This window comes from Shimia sp. R9_2 (assembly GCF_017743735.1).
Lineage (GTDB): Bacteria > Pseudomonadota > Alphaproteobacteria > Rhodobacterales > Rhodobacteraceae > Shimia.
Window position 1 is genome coordinate 713,696 of record NZ_JAGHRO010000001.1, and the last position, 24,883, is coordinate 738,578.

Here is a 24,883-nt window from a genome sequence, read left to right on the forward strand (position 1 = left end):
CCTACTTCCCGGCCTTAAATGGGGCCATGCCTTCACGAGCAAGCTCGTCGGCGCGTTCGTTTTCCGGATGGCCAGCATGGCCTTTGACCCATTCCCAGGTCACTGAGTGGCGCGCTTGCGCCGTATCAAGTCGCTGCCACAGCTCAACATTTTTCACGGGCTTTTTGGCGGAAGTCTTCCAGCCGTTCTTCTTCCAGCCAAAAATCCAGCCGGTCACACCGTTCTTCACATAGGTGCTGTCCGTCACAACCGTGATGGTGCTTGGGCGTTCCAGCGTTTCAAGCGCCATGATCGCGGCCATCAGCTCCATCTTGTTGTTGGTGGTCTCCGGTGCCCCGCCAGACAGATCACGTGACTTGATCACCGCGTCGCCATCCTTGGCCTGCAACAACACGCCCCAGCCCCCCGGACCCGGGTTTCCAGAACATGCGCCATCGGTATATGCAATCAAATCAGCCATGGGCGGTCAGTATGACAAATGTGTCGTGGCCGCCAGCCAATCCTTGGCCATTGCCCCGCCTTTTTCGGATCACCGTAAAGCCCGCTGCTTCCAGCAGGCCAATCAGTTCCGCCTCGCCGTAGTAGCTGTAAAACCGCCCCAAGCGATCCCGCGCCTCGGCCTCGCCCAGCTTCATGCCGATATGAAACGCGCCACCGGGTTTGAGTGCCCGGTACACCCGAGCCAGATGCATCGGGAAGTCAGCACGGGGCGCATGCAGCAGGCTGAAATTGGCCCAGATGCCATCATATTTAGCCTCTGCCGTCAGATCTTCAAACACGCCCACGGTCACGTCCAGATCAAACCGGTCTTTGGCCAGTTTCGCCATCTCTGGTGAGGCATCCATGGCCTCAACCCGATATCCCGCATCACGGATCTTGGCCGCCCATTGCCCGGGGCCACATCCCAGATCCAGCACCAGCCCGCCGTCGGGCAACAGTTCAAACAGCGCCTTGAGATCGCTGAACTGATCGATGTCGCCCTCTGCGACCTTGGCAAATCGCTCTGCATAATCTTCGGCGGCTTGTGCATAAACCTGCATGGTTTCCTTGTCGCTCATGCCCGCTCCAGTGCCAGACGACCGGCCAGCGCCACAAACAGCGTGGCAAAACTGCGGTTCAGCCAGGCGATCACCCGCTCACTGCCCAAGAGCGCATCCCGTGCCTTGGCCGCAAACAATCCATAAAGCACAAAAACGCCGAAGGTCATCGCCATGAAAACCCCACCGAGCAAGGCCATCTCTGCGGTGGCGCTTGCAGGATTGCCGCTCAAAAAGGGCGGCAGAAGTGCGAGGAAAAACACTGAAAGTTTCGGGTTCAGGATATTGATCAATGCCCCGCGTCGCGCAATCACTGCGCCCTTTTGCACCTCGCGCTCAGCACGCACGCGCAAGGCGCCATCGCTGCGCAGCGCCTGCCAGGCCAGATACAGGAGGTAGGCCACCCCCGCGAATTTCACGACATTGAAGAGCACCGCAGAGGTGTGAAGCACCGCCGCCAACCCCAATGTCGCGGCCAGCAGGTGCGGCAGAATTCCAGCTGTGCAGCCAAGTGCTGCCCAAACCGCAGCACGTGGCCCTTGGCCGAGCCCCATGGCCAACGTGTAAATCACCCCGGTGCCGGGCGCGATCACCACCACCAAAGCGGTGATCAAAAACTGCAATGACATCATCCTAACTCCTCCACTCGGCCACAAGCGCAGCGCGCCATGCGCTCAATAAACCACGCTGATCGCCAGACAGCTCACCACAACCGCTGTCAGGATCAGTCGCAACCGCATCCACCATGGCGGTGTCAGCCCCCATTTGAAAAACGCATAGTCCAGAAACAGAAGCCCGGCGAAACCAAACAACAGATTGGTCCCCGCGCTGACAGGCCCGCCGCCGGTCATGAAAAACGCCCAGAGCGCCGGAACAACCGCGAGCGCATAGCCTGTTGCCGCCCGCCCGCCTTCCGCTTTGGTGGCAAAGCCCCACAACACGCCGGACATGAAGCTTAAAATGATCGCACCGTAGTAGAGCTGGATGTAAGGCCCGACAAACCGCGGCCCAATCGCCTGCGTGCCCCAAAGCGCCAGAACCGGGTTCAGGTAGGACAGCGCGCCCCAGACAAACGGGATCAATCCGGCCAGCCCCAGTGCCAATGGCGCCTTTGGAATGCCTAACATCTTCACCTCTTTGCGTTTTTCTGTTTCGTCACGTCAGTATGCACGCGATCTCTTCCGTGCCCATAGGCAATACACTACCCAAGCGTGATGACGATCAATAGACTAAACACACGCGCGCTTCTGGTGCTGACCATTGCCCAGCTCATAGGTATTATCGCCGCTGCCGCGCAACCTTGCCACCCCAGCTATAAAGGCGCGTGCCTGCCGCCAAATGGCCCGGACGTGGATTGTGCCGGTGGCAGCGGAAATGGCCCGATTTATGTGAAAGGCCCTATTCAGGTTGTTGGGCCTGATCCCTACAAACTGGATCGCGATAAGGATGGGATCGCCTGCGAGAAATAATGCGCCGCAGCGCTGAATGTCTCAGCGCACAGGCACTTTCCAAAGAGGTGTACCGCTAATCATCCGCCCAACAGGCGCTCCCTGCCTCTGCAAGGACGTTAAGAGGCCGCTTCCACATCGCGCAGCACGCGCGGCACTTTGAAGTTCACCCGCTCAACGGCGGTTTCCACGATCTCGACCGTCACGTCAAAGCGGTCGCGGAAGGCGTCGATCACCTCATTCACCAGAACTTCCGGTGCGCTGGCACCTGCGGTGATGCCAAGAGCAGAGATGCCTTCCAGCGCGCGCCAGTCGATATCGGTGCTGCGCTGCACCAACTGGCTGTAATCACAGCCGTTTTTCGAACCCACTTCCACCAGACGTTTGGAGTTGGAGGAGTTGGGCGCACCCACAACCAGCATCGCATCCACTTTGGGGGCCACTTCCTTCACCGCTTCCTGGCGGTTGGTGGTGGCATAGCAGATGTCTTCCTTATGTGGGCCCACAATATTGGGAAAGCGGTTGTTGAGCGCGGCAACAATGCCTTTGGTGTCATCCACCGACAGTGTGGTTTGCGTCACGAACGCGAGCTTGTCCGGATCACGCACATCCACATCGGCCACATCCGCCTCGGTCTCCACCAGAAGCACTTCGCCATCCGGCAATTGCCCCATGGTGCCAATGGTCTCCGGATGCCCGGCGTGGCCAATCATGATGATCTGCAGCCCGCTTTCAGAATGGCGCTCCGCCTCAATGTGGACCTTGCTCACCAACGGGCAGGTGGCGTCCACATAGATCATATTGCGCCGCTGAGCTTCCGCCGGGACCACCTTGGCCACACCATGGGCCGAAAAGATCACCGGACGGTCATCGGGGCATTCATCCAACTCTTCGACAAACACAGCACCTTTGTCGCGCAGCCCGTCGACCACATATTTGTTGTGCACGATCTCATGGCGGACATAGACCGGCGCACCCCATTTCGTGAGAGCCATCTCCACGATCTTAATGGCCCGGTCCACACCGGCGCAAAAGCCGCGCGGGGCAGCAAGGTGAATGGTCAGAGGCGGCTTGCTCATCGGCTCAACTCCACATTGGTCGTTGCCCACAGGTAGTGATTTCCCAGCGCGCCGTCCAGTGCTTGACCTTCCAGTGTGGGAGGCTGCTAGCAGCGGGCAAACGACGAATGGAGAGGACATGTCTTTCAAGCAAGCAACCGTCGCAACCGCGGCCACTGTCGCCGTCGCCGCGATTGTCTGGCAATTTGCCTTTGGCGCTTCAGATGCGGATGCCGCTGCCCTGCGGCTGCCTTATGACGAAGCCGCGCGGGTTTCGCAGGGCGCAGAACTTTATGCCGAGAATTGCGCGGTCTGCCACGGCGCGGCTTTGCAAGGCGCACCCAATTGGCGCGAACGCGATGCAGACGGTTTGATGCCAGCCCCGCCGCATGACGCAAGCGGCCACACCTGGCACCATCCTGACGAGGTGCTCTTTAGGATCACCAAACTGGGCACGGAGGCAGTTGTGGGGCAGGGCTATCAAAGCAATATGCCGGGATTCGCTGGCAGCATGACCGATCAGGACATTCTGGATGTGCTGGCTTTTATCAAAAGCACCTGGCCCGACCGAGTGATTGAAATGCACAACAGCATGAACGCGCAATCGGAATGACAATGTCCCTGTGACAGGACAAAGAAAAACCGGGGCGCTCAGCACCCCGGTTCGATTCTAACTCTTGTGTGTAAGGCTCAGTTGCCAACCATCTCCGCTTCGCGGCCCGGCTCCGGCATCGGGTCACGCGGCGGGCGCCCGATAACCTCGCGCAGCCCGTCGAGCTCGATAAAATTATCGGCCTGACGACGCAGTTCGTCGCTGATCATTGGTGGCTGGCTGCGGATCGTTGACACAACCGATACGCGCACGCCCTGACGCTGCAAGCTTTCCACAAGCGGCCGGAAATCCCCATCTCCCGAAAACAGCACAATGTGGTCCACATGCGGCGCGAGCTCCATAGCATTCACTGCCAGCTCGATATCCATGTTCCCCTTGACCTTACGGCGGCCCTGAGCATCGGTGTACTCCTTGGCAGCTTTGGTCACCATGGTGAAGCCGTTGTAATGCAGCCAATCAACCAGAGGTCGAATTGGCGAATACTCGTCATTTTCTAAAAGCGCGGTGTAGTAAAACGCACGCAACAGCTTACCACGGCGCATAAATTCCTGCCGCAGAAGCTTGTAGTCGATATCGAAACCGAGCGACTTGGCGGCCGCGTACAGATTCGAACCGTCTATGAACAGCGCAAGCCGTTCGTCTTTGTAAAACATCAAAATGTCCTTTCTGGCTCTGTCGCGCTTGGCATGTCCCGTGAGTGAAATTATTTGGATAGGCGCGACAGCGTTGTTTAAAATATAGGTATCTTTCCGGGCCTTCAAGCGCTCGCGACATATCGCCCATAACTCGCGTAATTCGGAGCTACTTAAGTGAGCAGATACGGCCTCTTAGCCCTCGGCGGTAACTTGCCATCTAAATTCGGGACTCCCAAAGAAACAATAGTTCATTGTATCAAGGTATTGAGTGGTAATTCCATCCATATTCGCGCAATCAGCCGATTCTATCAAACCCCTTGTTTTCCCGCGGGGGCTGGGCCTGATTTTGTGAATGCTGCAGTTGCCATTCACACGGATTTGAACCCGCGCGATCTTCTTATGTGTTTGCATGACATCGAAGCGGAGTTTGGGCGCGAGCGTCTCACACGCTGGGGCACACGTCCACTGGACATTGATCTTATTGCGCTGGACGATCTGGTGCTGCCGGACGCCGAAGTGCAGACCTGCTGGCGGCAGCTGGATCTGCAGACACAGGCCACCAAAGCGCCCGAGCAACTGATTCTCCCGCATCCGCGCCTGCAAGACCGCGCCTTCGTTCTGGCCCCGCTTCTGGACGTCGCTCCGCACTGGCGGCACCCGCTTATTGGCCTCACGGTGGCAGAAATGTTTGCCCAATTGCCCGAAACCGAGCGCAATGAGCCGGAGCCTCTGTGAATCTTGCTTGTCAAGGGGTACAATCCCGCTTACATACACGACTTCCGACCCGATCCATAACGAATGGAGTGCCTGATGGCCCGCGTGACCGTTGAAGACTGCGTAGACAAAGTTCAGAACCGCTTTGAGCTGGTGATGCTCGCGTCGCACCGTGCCCGTGAAATTTCGGCTGGCGCCGCAATCACACTGGATCGTGACAACGACAAAAACCCAGTCGTGGCCCTGCGCGAGATCGCGGAAGAGACCCAGACCGCTGACGAACTGCGTGAGCGTCTGATCGAATCCAACCAGAGCCAGATCGAAGTGGATGAACCAGAAGAAGACCGCATGGCGCTTCTGATGGGTGCCGAAGCCGATACCCCGGCGGAGGACGATATGTCCGAAGAGAAACTCCTGCGTGCCCTTATGGAAGCGCAAGGCCAGGGCTAAGCCCCAGCAACTACGGTAGGCGCAAATGATTCCTGCTGACGAACTTGTCGACCACATTCGCGCCTACAACCCTAAGACCAACGATGATCTTATTCGCGCGGCCTATGAGTTTGGCCGCCAGATGCATGATGGTCAGTTCCGCCATTCCGGCGAACCCTATTTTACCCACCCCATCGAAGTCGCCTGCATCTTGGCAGAGCAGCATTTGGATGATGCCTCCATCATCACGGCGTTGCTGCATGACACGATCGAAGACACCAAAGCGTCTTATGAGCTGGTGGCAGAGCGCTTTGGCGAAGAGGTGGCCGGTCTGGTGGATGGCGTCACCAAGCTGACCAATCTGCAGCTGTCTTCTTCAGAGACCAAACAGGCCGAAAACTTCCGCAAGCTCTTCATGGCGATGTCCAAAGACCTGCGGGTGATCTTGGTCAAGCTGGCCGACCGCCTTCACAACATGCGCACGATCAAAGCCATGCGCCCTGAAAAGCAGGCTGTGAAAGCGCGCGAAACCATGGACATCTATGCGCCTCTTGCCGGCCGCATGGGGATGCAGTGGATGCGCGACGAGCTGGAAGATCTGGCTTTCAAGGTGCTCAATTCCGATGGCCGCGCTTCGATCATGCGCCGGTTTGTGACGCTGCAGAAAGAAACCGGCGACGTCATCGAGAAAACCACCGCCGACATGCGTCAGGAGCTGGCCGCCGTTAATGTGACCGGCGAGGTCTTTGGCCGGGCCAAAAAACCCTATTCAATCTGGCGCAAGATGCAGGAAAAGGATCAGGGCTTCTCCCGTCTGTCCGACATCTACGGCTTCCGCATCATCACCGATACCGAAGACAGCTGCTACCGCGCGCTCGGTGTGATTCACCAGCGTTGGCGCGCAGTGCCGGGGCGCTTCAAAGATTATATCAGCCAGCCGAAATCCAACGGCTACCGCTCGATTCACACCACGGTGTCGGGCCGCAACGGCCGTCGGGTTGAGGTGCAGATTCGCACCCGTCAGATGCACGATGTGGCCGAATCCGGTGTGGCGGCACACTGGTCCTACAAAGACGGTGTGCGCGGCGAGAACCCTTTTGCCGTTGATCCGGTGAAATGGATCTCCGGCCTGACCGAACAGTTCGACGCCGAGGAGGATCACGAAGACTTCCTCGAGGCAGTGAAGCTTGAGATGTATTCTGATCAGGTTTTCTGCTTCACGCCCAAAGGCGAAGTGGTGAAGCTGCCCCGTGGCGCCACCCCGGTTGATTTTGCCTACGCGATCCACACTCGTATCGGCCACGCCTGTGTTGGTGCCAAAGTGGATCACCGTCGCGTGCCGCTCTGGACCCGCATCAAAAACGGCCAATCGGTGGAGATTATCACCGCGGAAGGGCAGGTCCCGCAGGCGACTTGGCTTGATATGGCCAAGACCGGCAAAGCCCGGACAGCGATTCGTCGCGCCCTGCGGGAAATGGACCGCGAACGTTTTGTGAAGCTTGGTTCAGAGCTGGCGCGCTCCGCCTTTGAGCATGTGGGCAAGAAATCCACCGACAAAGTGTTGGATATGGCCGCCAAACACCTGCGCCTGAAAGAGCGCGATGAGGTGCTGGCGCGCCTTGGCTCCGCCGAGCTGACCGCGCAACAGGTGCTGCAGGCGGTTTACCCCGATCTTGCCCCCTCTGAGGCTGATGAAATTGGTGCGGAACGTGCTGTGATTGGTCTGTCTGCGGATCAGAGCTTTCAGCGCGCGCCCTGCTGCCAGCCGCTGCCCGGCGAGCGGATTGTGGGCATCACCTACCGCGGTCAGGGCGTGGTCGTGCACAGCATCGACTGCGATTCGCTGTCCAACTACGAAGACCAGCCCGACCGTTGGCTCGATCTGCATTGGCACGCTGGCAAACACAAACCGATCTATGCGGTGCAGCTCTTTGTCACCATTGGCAATGACGCGGGCGTACTGGGGCGTATTTGCACATTGATTGGCGAGAACAACGCCAATATCTCTGACCTCGAGTTCGTTGACCGGAAACCGGATTTTTACCGCCTCCTGATAAGTGTGGACCTCGGCGATGCTGAGCATCTGCACAAGCTGATGCTGGCTTTGGAAGCGGAAACCGACGTGGCCGAGATTGAACGCTACAGAAACCCGGAGAGGGCTCGCTCCGCGCTGGCGCCCTGACGTAACTGAGGACAGACCCGGTGGTATTCAAACGCCGCGATAGAAGACCCTTCCTCCGAGTGCTCGGAGAGTTTTTCTATCCGCGTGGCGGATGGGGTCGCGCCTTTCGCTATGTCAAATATCGTGTGCACCGTCTGCCCGGTTCGCCGGAAACCATCGGTCGCGGCATCTGGGCCGGGGTGTTCACAACCTTCACGCCGTTTTACACGCTGCACTTTGTTGTGGCTGCCATTCTGGCCCGCATCCTGGGCGGCAACATCCTTGCCGCGCTGCTGGCGACTTTCTTTGGCAACCCGCTGACCTATGTGCCCATCGGCGTGGCCTCTCTGCAAACCGGCCACTTCATTTTGGGTACCGAATTTGAAGCCGGTGACAAAAGCTCGCTGGGCGGCAAATTTGCCAATGCAGGCGCAGATTTGTGGCACAATCTCTTTGCGCTTTTTACCGATGAGGTGCCGGATTGGACGGGCCTGCGTATCTTCTATGACGAGGTGTTCTACCCCTACATGATCGGCGGGATCATCCCGGGCATCATTGCGGCGACCGTCATGTATTACCTCTCAGTCCCGGTGATCCGTGCCTATCAGAAGCGGCGCTCCGCGAAGTTCGCAGAACGCATCGCCAAGGCGCGCGCACGCGCCGAAGAGCAGGCCGCCAACGTCCAGTCAGACACGTAAATCCTGAAAGACCCTATCACATCTTTTGATCAAAAATCGGTTTTCCTCGCGCGGCACCCGGCATAGGGTCGCCACAGACATATTAGCGAGATGAGGACTGAGATCATGCTGCGTCTTGGGGTGAATATCGATCACGTCGCCACCGTGCGCAATGCGCGCGGCTCTGCTTACCCGGATCCGGTCCGCGCGGCCAAACTGGCCGAAGAGGCGGGGGCAGACGGCATCACCGCGCACCTGCGCGAAGACCGTCGCCATATTGCCGATGCCGACATCGACGCATTGATGGAGGCGCTTTCGGTGCCGCTCAACTTCGAGATGGCCGCCACCGATGAAATGCAGGCCATCGCCCTGTGTCACAAGCCTCACGCGGTTTGCATCGTGCCGGAAAAGCGGGAAGAGCGCACCACCGAAGGCGGGCTTGAGGTTGCGCGTGAGGAAAACAAATTGGCGCATTTCATCGCGCCGCTGCGCGAGGCGGGCTGCCGGGTGTCGATTTTCATCGCCGCTGATCAGGCCCAGATCGAAGCAGCTAACCGGATTGGCGCACAGGTGATTGAGCTGCATACGGGTGCGTATTGTGACTTCCACTACGAAGGCCGTTTTGAAGAGCGCGATGCAGAACTTGTGCGCCTCACTGAAATGGCGGGTTTTGCGCATTCACTGGGGCTGGAGGTCCATGCGGGTCACGGTCTGACCTATGAAACCGTTGGCCCCATCGCGGCGCTGCCAGAGCTCATGGAGCTCAACATCGGCCACTTCCTGATTGGCGAGTCGATCTTCCGCGGCCTTCAGCCCGCCATCGCGGAAATGCGCCGCCTGATGGATGAGGCACGGAGATGAGACCAGAACACACCTCCATGGAGTTGGACCTACTTCTCTTCGCTCGGTTTTATAGCGTGTGGGTTTTAGGCTTGGTGGTGTGTGAGATGGTGTTGGCGATTTATGGTCGCCTTGATTGGCTCGCGAGTATCAGTCTTTGGCTCCCTGCTGCTACCGCAGCCCAAGATTTGGGGAGGAAGCACGGAAAACGAGCTCGCGCGGCTTTGCCCAAAGGGGCGGCGTGGAAACATGCACTGCCACTGACCGCAGTTGCAATTTGCATACAGGCGTTAGTCGCAGCACTTAAGGCAGCTGTATTGCCTATTTGGGGGCTGTCCGCCTCAGCGGTGTTTGCTATGTTACCGCCTCTGTATTGGCTGTTGTCCTTGGTGTTTTATGTGTCACTGATCTATCTGACGATTAGAATTTTTTTGCCGTCTGGAGTGCGCCACGGCATGAAACTGGCACAGCTGGAAGCAAACAAATCATGATCACTCCTGAGTTCATCGCGATCTGGATTGCATGGCTTATGGCCGGTGGCTCTCCGGGGCCGGCCACCATGGGCATCGCAGGCACCGCCATGTCTGCGGGGCGCAGCTCGACACTGGCCTTTGCACTAGGCATCCTTGCAGGCTCCGCCAGCTGGGGCATTGCCGCCGCGCTGGGGCTGTCTGCGGTGATGCTCGCAAATGTCTGGGTGTTTGAAATCCTGCGCTACGCCGGGGCCGCCTATCTTGGCTGGCTGGCGTTCAAGGCGCTCAAACGCGCTGTGGCCAAAGACACAACCGCCGCCGCTGGCACGCCCTTTTCCGGCAGCGCCCGCAGCCTCTTTGCCAAGGGTGCTGCGATCCACATCACCAACCCCAAAGCCATCCTCAGCTGGGCCTCCATATACGCCATCGTTGCCCCTGCCGATGCCACTCCGGCCACGCTCTTTGGCTATTTCGGCCTGCTGTATGTGGGCTCGATCCTGATCTTCATCGGCTATGCATTTCTGTTTTCCTCCCCAGCCATCGTGCGCGGCTACCAACGCGCCAGTCGTATATTTGATCTCGCATTTGCCGGGTTTTTCGGTTTTGCTGGCTTCAAAATTTTGACCGCAAAACTGGAGGGTTGAAGTGATTGTCAAACCTGCACTGACCGCCGCGGCTCTGTGCTTCGCCAGCGTTGCTGCTGCGCAAGAGGCCTATGAATGCGAATGGCAGGCCCGCGCGGACTCCATTGTGGAGCCTTGGGAAAACAACACCCGTACCTTCGCGAATGGCGACGTCCGCCTTGCACTGCTGGACACCATTGAGCCTGCAGCGGGCGCTTTCCATATACTGGTGCTCTCGCCGCCCTATGATGAAGTCGGTGGTCGACAGTGTCGCACTGTGTCGATGGCGGAGGGTATCGGCTTCTCTGGTGCCGATTTCTCCAGTCTTGAGGCCAGCTATGATCCGGCTGTTGGCCTGGTCTTTGAAATGAACGTGCGTCGCTTTCTGCCGGACAGCGACAGCTTTGGTGACGCGCGACTGACCTTCACCCTTAACCAAGCCACCGGGCACATAGGCGCGACTCTTCAATGATCCTTGGTATCGGCACCGATCTTGCCAACATCGACCGCATCTCCGGCACCATTGAGCGCTTTGGCGATCGTTTCAAAAACCGTGTTTTCACCGAGGTGGAGCAGGCCAAAGCAGAGCGCCGCCGCGACACCGTGGGCACCTATGCGAAGCGCTGGGCCGCCAAGGAGGCCTGCTCCAAGGCCTTGGGCACAGGTCTGGCCATGGGCATCAGCTGGAAAGACATGGCGGTCAAAAACATGCGCACGGGGCAGCCCGTGATGGAGGTCACTGGTTGGGCCAAGGAGCGGCTGGCCGAGATGACGCCGCCCGGCCATGAGGCGATCATTCATGTGACATTGACCGATGACCACCCCTGGGCACAGGCCTTTGTGGTGATCGAAGCCCGCCCAATTGCGGCGCCACAGGGACAGTCTGCTTGACACCTCGCGCCCGCGCCCGCATGTAACCTCAGACCAAAAAACACTGGCAGAACGAGCGGAGAGCATTCCCCATGGCGGAAAAAGCCAAAAGCGAAAGCGGCATTGTCGAGACCATCAAAACGATCTTCTGGGCCTTGCTGATTGCCGGTGTCTTCCGCACCTTGTTCTTTCAGCCCTTCTGGATCCCGTCAGGCTCCATGAAAGACACGCTGCTGATCGGAGATTTCCTCTTCGTCAACAAGATGACCTACGGCTATTCCTATGCCTCCTGCCCGTCTGTGCGCATCCCGGCGGTGGGTGTGAATATTGACGCCGAAGACCTCTGCGGCTGGCTTGGCGGCAACAACGGCCGTCTTCTGGGCGGCGAGCCTGAGCGCGGTGATGTTGTGGTCTTCCGCCATCCGGTGACCGGCTATGACTTCATCAAGCGCCTGATCGGTGTGCCCGGTGACAGGGTACAGATCAAAAATGGCGTGGTCTACCTCAACGGCGTGCCGGTGAAGCGCAAGGCCGATGGTGTCTTCCGCGAAGAATACGGCCCGCAGGGCCCACAAGGCCACCGCCCGCGCTGTGAAAACGGCCCCGTCGGCGATGGCGGCATCTGTGCCAAATCGCGCTATATTGAGACCCTGCCAAACGGTGTGAGCTACGCCACGCTCAACATCACCAATCAGCAGTCTGACAACACCGGTATCTACACCGTGCCCGAAGGCCACTACTTCTTCATGGGGGACAACCGCGACAACTCCACCGACAGCCGCGTGCCGCAATCCGCACGTGGGGTGGGCTTTGTACCCTATGAAAACCTGATCGGCCGCGCCGACCGGGTGATGTTCTCCTCCGCCGGGCGCTCCATGTTTGCCTTCTGGACATGGCGCGGAGACCGTTTCTTCAAAGGGATCGAGTGAGGGCCACGTGAAACTCGCAGCGGAACTGAAAGCGCTTGAAACGCGACTGGGGCACAAATTCTCGCGCCCCGAGCTTCTGGTGCGCGCGGTCACCCACTCCTCCATGTCTTCGCCCACACGGCAGGACAACCAGCGGCTGGAGTTTCTGGGCGACCGGGTGCTGGGCCTTGTCATGTCCGAAGCGCTGCTGGAGCACGACAAATCCGCCGCCGAAGGTCAGCTCGCCCCGCGTTTTAACGCGCTTGTGCGCAAGGAAACCTGCGCCGATGTGGCGCGCGAGATTGATCTGGGCGCAGCCCTGAAGCTCGGCCGTTCCGAGATGATGTCCGGTGGCCGCCGCAAACAGGCGCTTCTGGGCGACGCCATGGAAGCGGTGATCGCCGCCGTTTATCGCGATGCGGGCTTTGAAGTGGCCAAGGCCCTGATCCTGCGGCTCTGGGGCAATCGCGTGAAATCGGTCGAGGCCGACGCACGCGACCCCAAAACCTCGCTGCAGGAATGGGCACAGGCCCGCAAACTGCCGCCACCACGCTATGAGCTGGTCAAACGCTCCGGTCCCGACCACGTGCCGGTCTTCACCATTGCCGCCAAGCTAGAGAATGGCGCATCGGCTGAGGCGACAGACAACTCCAAACGCAAAGCGGAACAGGCCGCCGCGAAGGCGCTCTTGGACAAGGTGAACGGGTAGGCTTATACGCCAGGCGGCAACTTTCCGCGATGTTTTGCTGCGACACGCCAGAGTTTCTTGCGCGCGTCTTGAGTTTCAAACTCGCTATAAGCGCCGCCTGAAAACTTAGACCAGTCGAGTGCCAAACCCTGTTTCACCATCTCAGCGCTAAGGTCGGTGCCGTCGTCCAGAACGCAATGTGCTACCACACGATCATAGCTGCTTTCTGGAAGTAGATTGGCTGTGACCGTTCGGCCCTTGGTAAGCGAGACCATCGCCCACTTGGCTTTCTTTCCATAGGGTTGATCCATCTCTGGCGCATCAATGCCAAAGAGACGTATGTGCGTTTTATCTATCACGATGGTGTCGCCATCGATCACATAACATTTGCCGACCAACTGTTTCTTTGCAGGTGTGTTGGCAGGTTTGATCGTTTCTTTGGCAGAATGGCGAATTGCAGGCTTTTCGACGACCTGCAGTTTTGGTTTGTCAGAAAGGTAGTTCGCCTTTGGCGAAAAAGATGGCCGTTTTGGCGGGGCCCAGAATAAGCTTCTAAGGAACTTGATTAGCATAATGATATTCAACTCAAAGGTGTTCTTTCCACCTTCCTTGAAATTTCGAAGCCGCTCAAGACTTTAGATTGTGAGGTCAACAGGCTTGGTTTGCGCATTTTAAAACGGATTTCCGTGAGAAAGCCCAACTCTCGCATATCTCCCATGCGCATCAGGCCCCTAGCCCCAGCCCGCAATTTCCGCTACAGACGCCCCTTAACCAGCCACAGCTGACTCACAAAGGCATTCACATGACCACACGCGCCGGATTCGTTGCCCTGATCGGAGAGCCCAATGCGGGCAAATCCACGCTCACCAACCAGATGGTGGGGGCGAAGGTCTCGATCGTGACCCATAAGGTGCAGACCACCCGCGCGCGCATCCGGGGTGTGGCGCTCGAAGGCGACAGCCAGATTGTCTTTGTCGACACCCCGGGCCTGTTCCGCCCGCGCCGCCGTCTGGACCGCGCTATGGTTGCCGCTGCTTGGGGCGGGGCTGCAGATGCCGATGTCATCGTGATGATGGTGGAGGCCCATCGCGGCGTCACCAAAGGTGTCGAAGCCATTCTGGAGCAGCTGGAAGAGATCGCAGAGGGCCGCAAAGTGGCGCTGGCGATCAACAAGATCGACCGTGTGAAATCCGACGTCCTGCTGGCCCTGACCAAAGACCTCAACGAGCGCTTCATCTTTGTTGAGACCTTCATGATCTCCGCAGAGAAAGGCCACGGCTGCGCCGATCTGCGCAAATGGCTGGCCGCAGAGCTGCCTGAAGGCCCGTGGCTCTACCCCGAAGATCAGATCGCCGATCTGCCCATGCGCATGATCGCCGCTGAAATCACCCGTGAAAAGCTCACCCTGCGTCTGCATCAGGAGCTGCCTTACCAGATGACGGTGGAAACCGAAAACTGGGAAGAGCGCAAAGACGGCTCCGCCCGTGTGGATCAGATGATTTATGTGATGCGTGACGGGCACAAAGGCATCGTTCTGGGCAATAAAGGCGAGACCATCAAGGCGGTTTCCAAAGCCGCCCGCGAAGAGCTTGAAGAGTTCATGGGCCGTCGTATCCACCTGTTTCTGCAGGTGAAAGTACGCCCGAACTGGCTTGAGGAAAAAGAGCGCTATTCCGAAATGGGCCTTGATTTCAAAGACGGCAACATCTGAAGGAACGCCCATGCGCCTTACCGCTGATTTCTGGGTGCATGCCTATATTGCGCGGCTTCGACTGGCGGACATCCCAACCTTTGTCGTGGCGCATGGCGATGACACGGCTGGGGCTGTTCTGGTGAAACTCAACACGCTGGATGGCAAAGCCACGGTGTTTCAGCGCAGCTTTGATCTCATGAGCGGGGAGCGCAAATGGGTTGTGCTGTCTGAGGGTGATGAGGCTGAGGTGGATGCGGCACTGGCCCGTCAGCGCAGCTTTGATCCGGACGCCTGGGTGATCGAAGTTGAGGATCGCCAGGGGCGCCACATGCTGGATGAGCCGGGGCTGTCGGATTGAACGGGACAGGGGCTTCGCCCCGCTCACAGCAAAGCTGTGATCTCCCCAGAGTATTTTTGGCAGAATGAAGCTGGAATGGGCTTTCCTTTTGGCCCCCTGCACGGTTTTCTGAGCCAAAGGATAGGGCGATGGACTGGCGCGATCAGGGCTTTGTGCTCAGCACAAGAAAACACGGGGAAACCTCGGTCATTCTGGAGGCCTTCACCGAGACGCAGGGCCGCCATGCAGGCATCGTGCGCGGTGGCATCAGCCGCAAGATGATCCCCATCCTGCAACCCGGTGGGCAGGTTGATCTCTCATGGCGCGCGCGCCTGTCAGATCATATTGGCACCTATTCGGTAGAGCCGCTGCGCTCCCGTGCGGCGGTGCTGAGTGACCGCTTTTCACTGGCCGGGCTCAATGTGGTGACGGCGCTTTTGTCCTTCTGCCTGCCGGATCGGGAGCCGCACCCGGCGCTCTATCGTCAAAGCGTGCAACTTCTGGATCTGCTGGGGCAGCACGAGCTGTGGCCGCTGGCCTATCTGCGCTGGGAAATGGCGCTGCTGACGGAGCTCGGCTATGGGCTTGATCTGACCTCCTGTGCGGTCACAGGCAGCTCTGACGCGCTGGTTTATGTTTCACCCAAATCGGGGCGCGCGGTCTCTGCCAAAGGCGCTGGAGAGTGGGCAGACAGGCTGCTGCCCTTGCCACCTGTCCTGCGCGGGGAGGGCGGCGCGCCGGATAAGGAGGTGCTGGCCGCGCTGGCGACCACGGGCTACTTTCTGTCAGAAAAGCTCGCCCCCGATCTGGGGCACAAGCCGCTGCCGGACGCGCGCGCGCGCTTTATTGATCGGTTTGCGCGGCAGCTGTCTGCCCGCTGAACACCATCTCACGCCCCGCATCATTGCTCAGCACCAGTGTCGGGCCAGAGACCTCCACTAGGCTCATCTCCTGCAGCGCGGTCAGATAGGCCTCTTCGCGGTCGATGTCCGGACAGTAGATCTGCTCCACCACATCCACCTTTATGTTGATCCACGGGTAGGGGGCGTCCTGCGTTGCCAGAAAGCTGTTGCAGGGCCCTTGCCCCATCACCCGGCCGCTCTCTTCCAGCAATAGGATGGCTTCATAATCGACAGCCGCGCCGTCGATCTCCTGCAGCCGCCAAGTGTAGTCGGCGCCACCATATTGTGTCACCGTCTCAGACGGTGCGCAGGCGGCCACGCCCAAACCCGCTGCCAAAACCCAAGCAATCCGCCGCATCATTCTGCCTCGTGCAATGCCAAAATCAAATCAACCAATGTGCCCAGAGCCGGGCCATTCTGCACACCATCATGCGCAGACAGGGTCTCCATGCCAAGGAAGGCGCCATAGAGCAAGCGGGTCAATTCCGGATTGGTGAGGCCAATCTCCGACAGCAGGGTCTTGATGTGGCCCATGCGCGCCTCATCAACTGCTGTGATCTGAGCGGCCACATCCGCATTGTCCCGCGCCCAGGCCCGCATCGCTGGCCCAAGCCGGGCGGTCTCGCTGTCTGTCTCTTGCTCGGCAATCTGCGCCAGATCACGCAGCTTCTGCACAGCCGTACCAGTGTCCTCCCGCTGGGCTGTGATCACCGCTTCAGCATCATCAGCCCAAGCCGCGAGCAATGCGGCGTGAAACCCCGGTACATCGTCAAAGTGCCAGTAGAAGGAACCCTTGGTTGTGCCAAGCCGCCGCGCCAGTGGCTCGGCCTTTAAGGCGGCCGGCCCAGCCTCGGTGAGCGCTTCAAATCCCGCCTGCAGCCAATCCTGCTGTGAAAGTCGCTTTGTCATGATGGAAGCGTATGAGTGCAAATGCTGCACTGCAACAGGCGCAAAGGGAGTGTGACCAAATGTTGCGCCATTTCACGCAACAACGTGCGGTGTGTTTATTGCTGCACCTGCGAAAAGATCACCGAAATCGGCACCTCCGCGATACAGACGCAATACCGACGCGATACCGAACACGCGATTTTTGCGGATTCTGCGAATCAGCGACTTTATTAACGGGCACAAAAAAGCGCGGCTCCGAGGGAGAGCCGCGCCGGGTCTGCTGTCCAACTGAGAGCGGGTGTCAGCTCAGCAAACGTCTTGCAATCACTTGCGCCTGAATTTCAGCCGCACCTTCAAAGATGTTGAGAATACGCGCATCACACAGGATGCGGCTCACGGTGTATTCCAGCGCAAAGCCGTTGCCGCCATGAATTTGTAGCGCATTATCCGCCGCCGCCCAGGCCACACGTGCGCCCAGCAGCTTTGCCATACCCGCTTCAAGGTCACAGCGGTGACCGTGGTCTTTTTCCCAGGCAGAGAAATAGGTCAGCTGGCGGGCAATCATGATTTCCACCGCCATCATCGCGAGCTTGCCTGCCACACGTGGGAAATCGATCAGCGATTTGCCAAACTGCTTGCGGTCGATCGCGTATTGCATGCCCACGTCGAGCGCGGCCTGTGCCACACCCACTGCGCGGGCCGCGGTCTGAATGCGGGCCGACTCGAAGGTTTCCATCAACTGTTTGAAACCTTTACCTTCTTCGCCGCCCAGAAGGTTCTCGCCTTTGACTTTGAAGCGATCAAAGCCCAGCTCGTATTCTTTCATGCCGCGATAGCCCAGCACCTCGATTTCACCGCCGGTCATGCCTTCAGTCGGGAAGGGGTTCTCATCGGTGCCCGGGGTCTTTTCCGCCAGGAACATGGAGAGGCCGCGGTGATCGCTGCTGTCAGGATTTGTGCGTGCCAGCAGGGTCATCACATGGGTCCGCGCCGCATGGGTGATCCAGGTTTTGTTGCCGGTCACTTCCCAGTTGCCGTCCTCGGTTTTCACTGCGCGGGTGCGCAGGGAGCCGAGGTCAGACCCGGTGTTTGGCTCAGTAAACACAGCGGTTGGCAGGATCTCTGCGCTCGCCAGTTTCGGCAGCCAGTTCTGCTTTTGCTCTTCGGTGCCGCCACACAGGATCAGTTCAGCGGCGATCTCAGAGCGGGTTCCCAGCGAGCCCACGCCGATATAGCCGCGAGACAGTTCTTCAGACACCACAACCATGGAAGCTTTGGAGAGGCCAAACCCGCCGTACTCTTCCGGGATGGTCAGGCCAAACACGCCCATTTCCGCAAGCTCTTCAATGATTTCCATTGGGATGAGCTCGTCTTTGAGGTGCCACTCGTGGGCATTTGGTTCAACGCGATCCACCGCAAAACGGCGGAATTGCTCGCGGATCATTTCCAGCTCTTCATCAAGACCGGAGGTGCCGACAGTGATGTTTGCCGCCTGCTCCTGCATCAGCTCTACAAGGCGCATACGCGCCGCTTGGCTGTTGCCCTCGGTGCAGAGGGTCATCACATCCGGCGCCATCAGGCCACGCATTTCATCTTGCGTCAGGCCGAGGTCCTGCAGGCGAATGATCTCGCCCTGGCTCATCGGAATGCCGCCATACACCTGCCAGAGGTATTCGCCAAACGCGATCTGGTGAATGATCTGTTCGATCTCGCCAAACTTGCCGTCTGCATTGAGCTTCTCTGCCCAAGCCTGCATCTGTTTGAGCGATTGCGCGTAAGTCGCGAGCCAGCTCAGGCCATGTGCAGCGGTCTGATTTTCCTCAATCAGCTTGCCGGAAACACGGCCATCTTCGGAGACAGTTTCCTTCACGCGCGCAATGGCGGTTTCCAAAATGGCTTCAACCGGGGCCACAGCCGCGCCGGTCAATTTCAGAAGATCGGGAAGAATCACCGGAGTCGCCATAGTCAAATCCTGTCCATCATGGGCCATGTTGCAATATCCTCTGTTTCTGCAGTGTGCATATTTCTTTTGCAGATGCAGCGCAACAAAAATGCCATAAGACGTTGCGTTTTGATTGTTTATTTCGCGTCAAATCTTTGCCCGACAGGATGTCAGGCACTATAGGAAGATATGGATTTCGACATTCTAACCCTACCGCCCGTTGCCTGGCTACTTTGCGCGGGAATCGCTGTTTTGGCGGGGGTTATCAAAGGGATGGTCGGGTTCGCCATGCCCATGGTCCTGATTTCTGGGCTAAGCTCGTTTCTGGCCCCGGAGCTGGCTTTGGCCGGTCTGATCCTGCCCACATTGGCCACAAACGGCATGCAGGCGTTGCGTCAGGGGCGTGCGGCGGCTTGGCAGTCCGTTAAGCGTTTCCGGCGATTTTTGATCGCGGGTGGCGCTGTCATGGTGATCAGCGCGCAGTTTGTCCGCATTCTTCCAGGGGACGTTTTGCTGTTGGTGATCGGTGTGCCGGTGTTTTTGTTTTCTCTGCTGCAACTGATGGGGCGTTCCATCACCATCGCAAAGCCAACGGCACGTGGCGAGATGGTTGTCGGTGGCGTTGCGGGAGCAATTGGCGGCATCTCAGGCGTTTGGGGGCCGCCCACGGTGGCCTATCTGACGGCACTGGGCACCGAGAAATCCGAGCAGATGCGCATTCAGGGGGTGATCTACGGGTTGGGCTCGGTTGTGCTGCTCTTTGCCCATATCGGCTCAGGCGTGCTGAACACCAAAACCGCGCCTCTGTCACTCGCTCTGGTTCTGCCCGCCATTTTGGGCATGTGGTTTGGAGGGCGTATCTCTGATCGCATCGACCAACGCCGCTTCCGGCAGGCCACGCTTTTTGTGCTGCTGATCGCTTCGCTCAACCTTATGCGGCGCGCATTGATCGGTTGAGCGCTGGCGCTGGCAGATTAGCAGCTCAAGCGTTCACCTGATCATACCAGGCAAGAAGATCATCGATGTTGGGCTCCACTTGCGTGGCCATGCCCCCGGCAAACTCTTCAAACACTCCGGCATTCAGCGGATTGGTGCCCGCGATCACCGTCGCGCCATTCTCCAACGCTTCAGCCAGCAGATCCCGGAAGCCCTTTCCTTCGGCTTCCTGCTTGCCAAATTTGTTCAGGAGGAACACGTCGTAAGGCTCTTCCATGGATTGCGACACAGCGGTGATTGCCGTGGCCATGGCGTCCGGATCAAGACGGCAGCCTTTGGCTTCTTTGCCAAGGTCTTGGGAAATACGAATGATCGGTCCGCTCGGCAGCACCTGAACGTCCATGTCGCAACGCTGATCGGTTTCACAGCCCGTGTTGGTCTGCACAATACCACGTGCGGTCAAACCGCGATCATTCAGCCGATCTGCCAGCTCCGCGAGCAGCAAATCCAGTTTCCCGCGCCCATGCGCCATCGTGTATGCAATTTTCATCATGGTCTAATTTTAGGTTTCAGAGGCCGGATTACAACTGAGGCATATTGCCTTTGGTCAGTCGAGCGAGCGCGGCAACAGCCGGCTGATCAGGGAAACGAGAAACGCGGTGGAAATGCCAAAGCACAGGATGCCGGTCACGCCGCCAAAGGCTCCAAAGACGCGAAACTGAATGGGTAGCACAACATCGCCATAGCCGACAGTGGTATAGGTCACGAGCGAGAAATAGAGCGCATCATAAAGGTAGTCAAACGCGCCCATGTAGATCAGCACATAAGCCCAGAGCCAAACCTGGATTGTGTGAGATCCTACTATCATGGCGAAGGCCGCACCGGTCACCACCGCTGTTCGGATGAACCTTGATCGCTGCGTCACCCATTTCCCAATTTTCTCAAGCGCTTCGATCATCAGAGACAAAAAACCGACATGAATGATCGCGCAGGCGCTGAGCACCACGGTGCCCCACAACAGCTGTTGCGGCTGACTCATTGGAAACAGATCGGTGATGAGAGGATCCTATCGTTGACTGGAAATCTAGGTATCACGTTTTGAGGCGCGCGCTTACATCGTTTCGACACAGTGACGCCGGAAGGCCCGTTTGAGCATGTCGAGCTCCGCCCGCAGCAAATCGATTTCAGCGCGCAGATCATCAGCAAGCGCTTCGCCGGCAACAAAGCTCAGGGTCTCAAGGCGATCTCCGCTCAGCTGATCTGTGATCAGCAGGGTTTGCACGCCATCTGACAGGCTTTCCTTAGGCAGCGGAAAGCGGAGCCGCCAGCTGTCTTGAGTGTCGGTAGCGTCAATCTGCACCCCGGTGACCGGATTGCCAAGGTAGGTGACGTCAACCTTTGGAACCGGTCCCTGACCGCTCTCATATTTCAGGACACCTTCCCAAACACCTTCGAAAAGGCGGGTCTTGGTCAGCGTTAACTCACTCATATCTCGATCCTTTTCACAGCAGGCTTAGAACTCTGCGCGGGGGCGGCGGGCAAATGTCACATCCCTGAGGACCACTTGGTTCATCTCAGGGCCTTCGAAAATCAGATCGATCCACATCTTTTCCACCCGCTTTTCGTTCAGGTTGGAATAAGCAAGATCAAACTCAACCCGAATGTCCTCGTCATGCAGCGGCAGCTCTCGCACAATTTGCTCGGTGTTTGGTCCATGCCGGATGTTGAGACGGGCAAAAATCTCAAGCGGCTTTTCCATTTCCACAATGGTATCGAGCCGTAGGACATGCTCCCGGCGCAGACCGGCGACCGATTCCGGTGGCAGGTCTATCACCAGAGAGAGGAACGAGCCGTCAAAGCGGAACACGTCCATTCGCAGGCCAAAAGGCGCCAGATCTTTCTCGCGATGATTGCGCAATTGGCGAAGTGTCAGTTCCGAGATGCGGCAGTCATGAAACAGCGTAACCTCGTTGCCGAGTTTTTCTTTGTTCTGAACCCCAGCCAGACCTTTGGTGGGATTGGGTTCCCGCCATAGAGCCGGACGCCAGGACCAATCGGTCCCGTGGGGTTTGGGAAAAGCGTTGGAGCCGATGATGGGCAACGCCAGCCGGCTCTCGGAAATCGCAATCACCATGTCGAGATGATGGCGCAAAGTCCGTGCGCGCCGCCGTTGACGGCGCAGGCGGGTCAAGTCTTCATGTGCTGCTTTGCTTGCCACGCGCGCCCAATAGCGTGCCAGGCCAGCTTGAAAAAACTGCTGAAGAACGCGCTTGCTACGTGCCATATCGATTAGTGAGTCCCGCTCAATTGTTTCTGACTGCGAAACGATGCGCAGCTCGATTTTCTATTATCTACCCAATTGATTGAGATGAGACAAACGCCCATTCAACAATTGGGGCACACAAATTCACATTTGCCGACAAAGTGTTGCCCCGCCGCCAGCGCGCTTTGGCAGCAGGAAACGCCAATCACAGCAGGCTGGTTTCAACCGTTCCCGCAGGTGAGAGCACGCCATAGATTGCAATTCCTGACGTGGCGTCTTATTTCGGTGCCTGATTGGAAGCCAGAGGACCCTGATCACATGAACTGGATCACAAACTATGTCCGCCCGCGGATCAACTCGATCTTTTCGCGCCGTGAGGTGCCGGACAACCTTTGGACCAAATGCGACGAATGCGGCACGATGCTGTTTCACCGCGAGCTTAAGGGCAATCAGAACGTTTGCACCCAATGCGGCCACCACATGGCGATCACAGCCCGTGACCGTTTTGAGGCGCTTTTTGACGGTGGTGTCTTTGTTGAAGTCGAGGTGCCTGAACCGCTGGCCGATCCTCTGCAGTTCCGCGATCAGAAGAAATATCCGGAACGCATGAAGGCCGCGCAGAAGAAGACCGGCGAGAAAGAAGCGATGCTGGTGGCAGAAGGCGAAATCGGGCGCACACCGATTGTTGCCGCGTGTCAGGACTTCTCTTTCATGGGCGGCTCCATGGGCATGTATGTGGGCAATGCGATCATCGCTGCCGCTGAACGTGCGGTTGCCATGAAACGCCCGCTGGTGCTGTTCTCAGCCGCCGGTGGCGCGCGGATGCAGGAAGGTATCCTTTCGCTGATGCAGATGCCGCGCACGACGGTTGCTGTGCAGATGCTAAAAGAAGCCGGTCTGCCTTACATCGTGGTTTTGACCCACCCGACCACAGGCGGTGTGACAGCGTCTTACGCGATGCTGGGCGATGTGCAGATCTCTGAGCCAAACGCCTTGATTTGTTTTGCGGGGCCACGGGTCATTCAGCAAACCATCGGTGAACAGCTACCCGAGGGCTTCCAGCGCGCGGAGTACCTGCTGGATCACGGTATGCTCGATCGCGTCACCAAACGCACCGAAATGAAGGACGAGCTGGTGACGATCATCCGCATGCTGATGGACATGCCTCCGGCCGTCAAAGGAGACCTGCCGGCGCCAACCCAGGAAGAGTTGGACGAAGCCAAAGAGGACACTGCGCAGGACGCGTAAGTTTTCAGAATTTTGTTGAGTTGCGGGCTTTCGGTTTGTTTGACCGGAAGCCCGCTTTCATTTAGGGCGGGCTCACTGTTTCGGAGGCGCACATGACCCACACTTCAGACACATCAGATGCCATCCTCGCCCGGATGCTGGCGCTGCACCCCAAGATCATTGATCTGACGTTGGATCGGATGTGGCGATTGCTCAATGCGCTTGAAAATCCGGAGAAGAAGATGCCTCCGGTCATCCACCTGGCGGGCACCAACGGCAAGGGCAGCACACAGGCGATGATCCGCGCTGGGCTGGAAGGTGCAGGCAAAACGGTCCACGCCTATACAAGCCCCCATCTCGCCCGGTTTCACGAGCGTATCCGGCTCGCAGGGGAGCTGATTGACGAGGCGCATCTGACACAGGTGCTGGATGAGTGTTGGGAGGCCAACGAGCGCCAGAACATCACTTATTTTGAGATCACCACCTGCGCGGCCCTGCTCGCATTTTCGCGCGTGCAGGCAGATTACACCTTGCTTGAGGTCGGTCTTGGAGGCCGTCTGGATGCGACCAATGTGATCGACGATCCCAAGCTGTGCGTGATCACGCCAATTTCTATCGACCATGAGCAGTTCCTCGGGAACACGCTTGCCAAGATCGCCTCTGAAAAAGCTGGGATCATCAAGCGCGGGATCCCTGTTGTGGTGGGCCCTCAGCCGGAAGAGGCGATGGCGGTGATTGAAGAAACCGCAGCCCGTCTGGGTGCTCCGGTGATCGCCTATGGCCAGCATTGGCATGTGTATGAGGAACACGGCCGCCTGATTTATCAGGATGAAACTGGCCTGCTGGATCTGCCGCTCCCTGCCTTGCCCGGTGCACATCAGATCCAAAACGCCGGTGCGGCCTTGGCGGCGTTGCGCCACCTCGGTTGCGATGCGGAAGCTTGCGAAGCGGCCATGCGGGATGTTTTCTGGCCTGCGCGTATGCAACGCTTGCGCAAGGGGCCATTGGTGGAGGCGGTTGCCTCCGCTGAGCTTTGGCTCGACGGTGGGCACAATGCAGCGGCAGGGCAGGCTTTGGCCGCTCATATCGCGGGGTTGCCCAAGCGCGAGACACATCTCATCTGTGGCATGCTGAACACCAAAGACGTCTCTGGGTATTTGTCACCCTTGGCTAAGGTGTCCGACAGCTTGCACGCGGTTTCCATTCCGGGAGAAGCCAACACGCTTCTGGCAGAAGAAACCGCCGAACATGCGAATGCGGCCGGACTTACAGCACATGTCGCGGAAAGTGTTGCCAAGGCGATAGCGACCATTTCGGCGCAATCCCCGGAAGCGCGTATCCTGATTTGCGGCTCGCTTTATCTGGCGGGCGCGGTGCTGCGCGAAAACGGCTAATGTTATGCATCTGCCAAGCTCTGCTTGGCAGATTTGCGATTTGCGATCCCAGACAGTTGACGGGAGCGAATCACCGCTCCTATAGTGAAAGCAACTCCTCGCGCCGTAAAAATAAGGCAGATGGCGT

Annotated in this window: 33 protein-coding genes; 19 read left to right on the forward strand and 14 right to left on the reverse strand. The window is 58.3% G+C overall.

Going from position 1 to position 24,883, the window contains the following annotated elements; translation table 11 throughout:
• Position 1: 1 nt before the first annotated feature.
• The 4 genes from rnhA to J7400_RS03320 are packed head-to-tail and all read right to left on the reverse strand — an operon-like array spanning position 2 to position 2,164.
• A complete protein-coding gene (rnhA, locus tag J7400_RS03305) occupies positions 2–460 on the reverse strand; it encodes a ribonuclease HI (RefSeq protein ID WP_209059203.1) in 459 nt (152 codons plus the stop codon).
• Positions 453–1,058 (reverse strand): class I SAM-dependent methyltransferase, encoded by a 606-nt coding sequence (locus J7400_RS03310; RefSeq protein ID WP_209059205.1) that lies wholly within the window; start codon positions 1,056–1,058, stop codon positions 453–455. The genes rnhA and J7400_RS03310 overlap by 8 nt, the downstream gene beginning before the upstream one ends.
• A complete protein-coding gene (locus J7400_RS03315) occupies positions 1,055–1,669 on the reverse strand; it encodes a LysE family translocator (protein WP_209059216.1) in 615 nt (204 codons plus the stop codon). Before J7400_RS03315 ends, J7400_RS03310 begins: the two co-directional genes overlap by 4 nt.
• Positions 1,670–1,711: 42 nt before the next feature.
• A complete protein-coding gene (locus J7400_RS03320; RefSeq protein ID WP_209059218.1) occupies positions 1,712–2,164 on the reverse strand; it encodes a DUF3429 domain-containing protein in 453 nt (150 codons plus the stop codon).
• An 87-nt stretch (positions 2,165–2,251) separates the two neighbouring features.
• Here J7400_RS03320 and J7400_RS03325 point away from each other — a divergent pair, with 87 nt between their 5' ends.
• Positions 2,252–2,506 (forward strand): excalibur calcium-binding domain-containing protein, encoded by a 255-nt coding sequence (locus J7400_RS03325; protein WP_209059221.1) that lies wholly within the window; start codon positions 2,252–2,254, stop codon positions 2,504–2,506.
• Between the two features lie 98 nt (positions 2,507–2,604).
• Here the strand turns inward: J7400_RS03325 and ispH are convergent, their stop codons facing one another.
• Positions 2,605–3,564 carry a 4-hydroxy-3-methylbut-2-enyl diphosphate reductase gene (gene ispH, locus J7400_RS03330; RefSeq protein ID WP_209059229.1) on the reverse strand — a complete coding sequence of 320 codons (960 nt, stop codon included), beginning with the start codon at positions 3,562–3,564 and terminating at the stop codon, positions 2,605–2,607.
• A gap of 118 nt (positions 3,565–3,682) precedes the next feature.
• On the opposite strand from ispH, the gene J7400_RS03335 reads away from it, so the two are divergent.
• Positions 3,683–4,156, forward strand: a complete 474-nt coding sequence (locus tag J7400_RS03335; RefSeq protein ID WP_209059232.1) for a cytochrome c — start codon at positions 3,683–3,685, stop codon at positions 4,154–4,156.
• A gap of 77 nt (positions 4,157–4,233) precedes the next feature.
• Here J7400_RS03335 and J7400_RS03340 read toward each other — a convergent pair whose 3' ends face one another.
• Positions 4,234–4,809 (reverse strand): NYN domain-containing protein, encoded by a 576-nt coding sequence (locus J7400_RS03340; RefSeq protein WP_209059248.1) that lies wholly within the window; start codon positions 4,807–4,809, stop codon positions 4,234–4,236.
• Positions 4,810–4,965: 156 nt separating this feature from the next.
• On the opposite strand from J7400_RS03340, the gene folK reads away from it, so the two are divergent.
• From folK to rnc, 11 genes are all read left to right on the forward strand, one after another.
• On the forward strand, positions 4,966–5,526 hold the full coding sequence (folK, locus tag J7400_RS03345) for a 2-amino-4-hydroxy-6-hydroxymethyldihydropteridine diphosphokinase (RefSeq protein ID WP_209059251.1): 561 nt from the start codon (positions 4,966–4,968) through the stop codon (positions 5,524–5,526).
• 75 nt (positions 5,527–5,601) lie between these two features.
• Entirely contained in the window at positions 5,602–5,955 is a 354-nt protein-coding gene (rpoZ, locus tag J7400_RS03350; protein WP_209059254.1) for a DNA-directed RNA polymerase subunit omega, read from the forward strand.
• Between the two features lie 25 nt (positions 5,956–5,980).
• A complete protein-coding gene (locus J7400_RS03355) occupies positions 5,981–8,116 on the forward strand; it encodes a bifunctional (p)ppGpp synthetase/guanosine-3',5'-bis(diphosphate) 3'-pyrophosphohydrolase (RefSeq protein WP_209059268.1) in 2,136 nt (711 codons plus the stop codon).
• Between the two features lie 20 nt (positions 8,117–8,136).
• Positions 8,137–8,793: a DUF2062 domain-containing protein gene (locus J7400_RS03360; RefSeq protein ID WP_209059271.1), complete on the forward strand. Its 657-nt coding sequence runs from the start codon at positions 8,137–8,139 to the stop codon at positions 8,791–8,793.
• Between the two features lie 105 nt (positions 8,794–8,898).
• Positions 8,899–9,633, forward strand: a complete 735-nt coding sequence (locus J7400_RS03365; RefSeq protein WP_247738573.1) for a pyridoxine 5'-phosphate synthase — start codon at positions 8,899–8,901, stop codon at positions 9,631–9,633.
• Positions 9,630–10,103 (forward strand): ABZJ_00895 family protein, encoded by a 474-nt coding sequence (locus J7400_RS03370; protein ID WP_209059277.1) that lies wholly within the window; start codon positions 9,630–9,632, stop codon positions 10,101–10,103. Before J7400_RS03365 ends, J7400_RS03370 begins: the two co-directional genes overlap by 4 nt.
• Positions 10,100–10,729 carry a LysE family translocator gene (locus J7400_RS03375; RefSeq protein WP_209059286.1) on the forward strand — a complete coding sequence of 210 codons (630 nt, stop codon included), beginning with the start codon at positions 10,100–10,102 and terminating at the stop codon, positions 10,727–10,729. Before J7400_RS03370 ends, J7400_RS03375 begins: the two co-directional genes overlap by 4 nt.
• Before the next feature lies 1 nt (position 10,730).
• A complete protein-coding gene (locus J7400_RS03380) occupies positions 10,731–11,180 on the forward strand; it encodes a hypothetical protein (protein ID WP_348540106.1) in 450 nt (149 codons plus the stop codon).
• Complete coding sequence (gene acpS, locus J7400_RS03385; protein WP_209059287.1) at positions 11,177–11,599, forward strand: holo-ACP synthase; 423 nt, start codon at positions 11,177–11,179, stop codon at positions 11,597–11,599. The genes J7400_RS03380 and acpS overlap by 4 nt, the downstream gene beginning before the upstream one ends.
• Positions 11,600–11,670: 71 nt before the next feature.
• Entirely contained in the window at positions 11,671–12,507 is an 837-nt protein-coding gene (gene lepB / locus J7400_RS03390; protein ID WP_209059289.1) for a signal peptidase I, read from the forward strand.
• A 7-nt stretch (positions 12,508–12,514) separates the two neighbouring features.
• Positions 12,515–13,195: a ribonuclease III gene (gene rnc / locus J7400_RS03395; RefSeq protein WP_209059304.1), complete on the forward strand. Its 681-nt coding sequence runs from the start codon at positions 12,515–12,517 to the stop codon at positions 13,193–13,195.
• A gap of 2 nt (positions 13,196–13,197) precedes the next feature.
• On the opposite strand, the gene J7400_RS03400 is transcribed toward rnc, so the two are convergent.
• Positions 13,198–13,746: a thermonuclease family protein gene (locus J7400_RS03400; RefSeq protein WP_209059313.1), complete on the reverse strand. Its 549-nt coding sequence runs from the start codon at positions 13,744–13,746 to the stop codon at positions 13,198–13,200.
• Between the two features lie 230 nt (positions 13,747–13,976).
• Between J7400_RS03400 and era the strand changes: the two genes are divergently transcribed.
• The 3 genes from era to recO all read left to right on the forward strand — a co-directional run bounded on the left by era (position 13,977) and on the right by recO (position 16,085).
• The gene (era, locus tag J7400_RS03405) at positions 13,977–14,885 is read left to right on the forward strand and encodes a GTPase Era (protein ID WP_209059328.1); all 909 of its coding nucleotides are present in this window, start codon (positions 13,977–13,979) and stop codon (positions 14,883–14,885) included.
• A 10-nt stretch (positions 14,886–14,895) separates the two neighbouring features.
• Positions 14,896–15,225 carry a DUF1491 family protein gene (locus J7400_RS03410; protein ID WP_209059330.1) on the forward strand — a complete coding sequence of 110 codons (330 nt, stop codon included), beginning with the start codon at positions 14,896–14,898 and terminating at the stop codon, positions 15,223–15,225.
• Positions 15,226–15,353: 128 nt separating this feature from the next.
• Positions 15,354–16,085, forward strand: a complete 732-nt coding sequence (gene recO / locus J7400_RS03415) for a DNA repair protein RecO (RefSeq protein ID WP_209059337.1) — start codon at positions 15,354–15,356, stop codon at positions 16,083–16,085.
• On the opposite strand, the gene J7400_RS03420 is transcribed toward recO, so the two are convergent.
• The 3 genes from J7400_RS03420 to J7400_RS03430 all read right to left on the reverse strand — a co-directional run bounded on the left by J7400_RS03420 (position 16,048) and on the right by J7400_RS03430 (position 18,984).
• Positions 16,048–16,467 carry an META domain-containing protein gene (locus J7400_RS03420; protein WP_247738575.1) on the reverse strand — a complete coding sequence of 140 codons (420 nt, stop codon included), beginning with the start codon at positions 16,465–16,467 and terminating at the stop codon, positions 16,048–16,050. The genes recO and J7400_RS03420 overlap by 38 nt on opposite strands.
• Entirely contained in the window at positions 16,464–17,015 is a 552-nt protein-coding gene (locus tag J7400_RS03425; RefSeq protein ID WP_209059340.1) for a TetR/AcrR family transcriptional regulator, read from the reverse strand. Before J7400_RS03425 ends, J7400_RS03420 begins: the two co-directional genes overlap by 4 nt.
• A gap of 280 nt (positions 17,016–17,295) precedes the next feature.
• Positions 17,296–18,984, reverse strand: coding sequence for an acyl-CoA dehydrogenase family protein (locus J7400_RS03430; protein WP_209059342.1), 1,689 nt, complete (start codon positions 18,982–18,984; stop codon positions 17,296–17,298).
• Positions 18,985–19,125: 141 nt separating this feature from the next.
• Here J7400_RS03430 and J7400_RS03435 point away from each other — a divergent pair, with 141 nt between their 5' ends.
• Positions 19,126–19,893, forward strand: a complete 768-nt coding sequence (locus J7400_RS03435) for a sulfite exporter TauE/SafE family protein (protein WP_209059346.1) — start codon at positions 19,126–19,128, stop codon at positions 19,891–19,893.
• A gap of 25 nt (positions 19,894–19,918) precedes the next feature.
• On the opposite strand, the gene J7400_RS03440 is transcribed toward J7400_RS03435, so the two are convergent.
• The 4 genes from J7400_RS03440 to J7400_RS03455 all read right to left on the reverse strand — a co-directional run bounded on the left by J7400_RS03440 (position 19,919) and on the right by J7400_RS03455 (position 22,156).
• On the reverse strand, positions 19,919–20,425 hold the full coding sequence (locus J7400_RS03440; protein ID WP_247738576.1) for a DUF2478 domain-containing protein: 507 nt from the start codon (positions 20,423–20,425) through the stop codon (positions 19,919–19,921).
• Between the two features lie 54 nt (positions 20,426–20,479).
• The gene (locus tag J7400_RS03445) at positions 20,480–20,911 is read right to left on the reverse strand and encodes a potassium channel family protein (protein ID WP_209059349.1); all 432 of its coding nucleotides are present in this window, start codon (positions 20,909–20,911) and stop codon (positions 20,480–20,482) included.
• Positions 20,912–20,983: 72 nt separating this feature from the next.
• Complete coding sequence (locus J7400_RS03450; protein WP_209059351.1) at positions 20,984–21,361, reverse strand: hypothetical protein; 378 nt, start codon at positions 21,359–21,361, stop codon at positions 20,984–20,986.
• 24 nt (positions 21,362–21,385) lie between these two features.
• Entirely contained in the window at positions 21,386–22,156 is a 771-nt protein-coding gene (locus J7400_RS03455) for a DUF6478 family protein (protein ID WP_209059353.1), read from the reverse strand.
• A gap of 297 nt (positions 22,157–22,453) precedes the next feature.
• Between J7400_RS03455 and accD the strand changes: the two genes are divergently transcribed.
• Together accD and J7400_RS03465 are read left to right on the forward strand one after the other, a co-directional pair.
• The gene (gene accD, locus J7400_RS03460; protein ID WP_209059355.1) at positions 22,454–23,383 is read left to right on the forward strand and encodes an acetyl-CoA carboxylase, carboxyltransferase subunit beta; all 930 of its coding nucleotides are present in this window, start codon (positions 22,454–22,456) and stop codon (positions 23,381–23,383) included.
• Positions 23,384–23,475: 92 nt separating this feature from the next.
• Entirely contained in the window at positions 23,476–24,756 is a 1,281-nt protein-coding gene (locus J7400_RS03465) for a folylpolyglutamate synthase/dihydrofolate synthase family protein (protein WP_209059357.1), read from the forward strand.
• The last annotated feature ends 127 nt before the right edge of the window (positions 24,757–24,883 follow it).

Bases quoted from the DNA above. Each gene is read 5' to 3' on its own strand.
- rnhA (WP_209059203.1), bottom strand. From the start codon at position 460: ATGGCTGATTTGATTGCATATACCGATGGCGCATGTTCTGGAAACCCG.
- J7400_RS03310 (WP_209059205.1), bottom strand. From the start codon at position 1,058: ATGAGCGACAAGGAAACCATGCAGGTTTATGCACAAGCCGCCGAAGAT.
- J7400_RS03315 (WP_209059216.1), bottom strand. From the start codon at position 1,669: ATGATGTCATTGCAGTTTTTGATCACCGCTTTGGTGGTGGTGATCGCG.
- J7400_RS03320 (WP_209059218.1), bottom strand. From the start codon at position 2,164: ATGTTAGGCATTCCAAAGGCGCCATTGGCACTGGGGCTGGCCGGATTG.
- J7400_RS03325 (WP_209059221.1), top strand. From the start codon at position 2,252: ATGACGATCAATAGACTAAACACACGCGCGCTTCTGGTGCTGACCATT.
- ispH (WP_209059229.1), bottom strand. From the start codon at position 3,564: ATGAGCAAGCCGCCTCTGACCATTCACCTTGCTGCCCCGCGCGGCTTT.
- J7400_RS03335 (WP_209059232.1), top strand. From the start codon at position 3,683: ATGTCTTTCAAGCAAGCAACCGTCGCAACCGCGGCCACTGTCGCCGTC.
- J7400_RS03340 (WP_209059248.1), bottom strand. From the start codon at position 4,809: ATGTTTTACAAAGACGAACGGCTTGCGCTGTTCATAGACGGTTCGAAT.
- rpoZ (WP_209059254.1), top strand. From the start codon at position 5,602: ATGGCCCGCGTGACCGTTGAAGACTGCGTAGACAAAGTTCAGAACCGC.
- J7400_RS03355 (WP_209059268.1), top strand. From the start codon at position 5,981: ATGATTCCTGCTGACGAACTTGTCGACCACATTCGCGCCTACAACCCT.
- J7400_RS03365 (WP_247738573.1), top strand. From the start codon at position 8,899: ATGCTGCGTCTTGGGGTGAATATCGATCACGTCGCCACCGTGCGCAAT.
- J7400_RS03370 (WP_209059277.1), top strand. From the start codon at position 9,630: ATGAGACCAGAACACACCTCCATGGAGTTGGACCTACTTCTCTTCGCT.
- J7400_RS03375 (WP_209059286.1), top strand. From the start codon at position 10,100: ATGATCACTCCTGAGTTCATCGCGATCTGGATTGCATGGCTTATGGCC.
- acpS (WP_209059287.1), top strand. From the start codon at position 11,177: ATGATCCTTGGTATCGGCACCGATCTTGCCAACATCGACCGCATCTCC.
- lepB (WP_209059289.1), top strand. From the start codon at position 11,671: ATGGCGGAAAAAGCCAAAAGCGAAAGCGGCATTGTCGAGACCATCAAA.
- J7400_RS03400 (WP_209059313.1), bottom strand. From the start codon at position 13,746: ATGCTAATCAAGTTCCTTAGAAGCTTATTCTGGGCCCCGCCAAAACGG.
- era (WP_209059328.1), top strand. From the start codon at position 13,977: ATGACCACACGCGCCGGATTCGTTGCCCTGATCGGAGAGCCCAATGCG.
- J7400_RS03410 (WP_209059330.1), top strand. From the start codon at position 14,896: ATGCGCCTTACCGCTGATTTCTGGGTGCATGCCTATATTGCGCGGCTT.
- recO (WP_209059337.1), top strand. From the start codon at position 15,354: ATGGACTGGCGCGATCAGGGCTTTGTGCTCAGCACAAGAAAACACGGG.
- J7400_RS03420 (WP_247738575.1), bottom strand. From the start codon at position 16,467: ATGATGCGGCGGATTGCTTGGGTTTTGGCAGCGGGTTTGGGCGTGGCC.
- J7400_RS03425 (WP_209059340.1), bottom strand. From the start codon at position 17,015: ATGACAAAGCGACTTTCACAGCAGGATTGGCTGCAGGCGGGATTTGAA.
- J7400_RS03430 (WP_209059342.1), bottom strand. From the start codon at position 18,984: ATGGCCCATGATGGACAGGATTTGACTATGGCGACTCCGGTGATTCTT.
- J7400_RS03435 (WP_209059346.1), top strand. From the start codon at position 19,126: ATGGATTTCGACATTCTAACCCTACCGCCCGTTGCCTGGCTACTTTGC.
- J7400_RS03440 (WP_247738576.1), bottom strand. From the start codon at position 20,425: ATGATGAAAATTGCATACACGATGGCGCATGGGCGCGGGAAACTGGAT.
- J7400_RS03445 (WP_209059349.1), bottom strand. From the start codon at position 20,911: ATGAGTCAGCCGCAACAGCTGTTGTGGGGCACCGTGGTGCTCAGCGCC.
- J7400_RS03450 (WP_209059351.1), bottom strand. From the start codon at position 21,361: ATGAGTGAGTTAACGCTGACCAAGACCCGCCTTTTCGAAGGTGTTTGG.
- J7400_RS03455 (WP_209059353.1), bottom strand. From the start codon at position 22,156: ATGGCACGTAGCAAGCGCGTTCTTCAGCAGTTTTTTCAAGCTGGCCTG.
- accD (WP_209059355.1), top strand. From the start codon at position 22,454: ATGAACTGGATCACAAACTATGTCCGCCCGCGGATCAACTCGATCTTT.
- J7400_RS03465 (WP_209059357.1), top strand. From the start codon at position 23,476: ATGACCCACACTTCAGACACATCAGATGCCATCCTCGCCCGGATGCTG.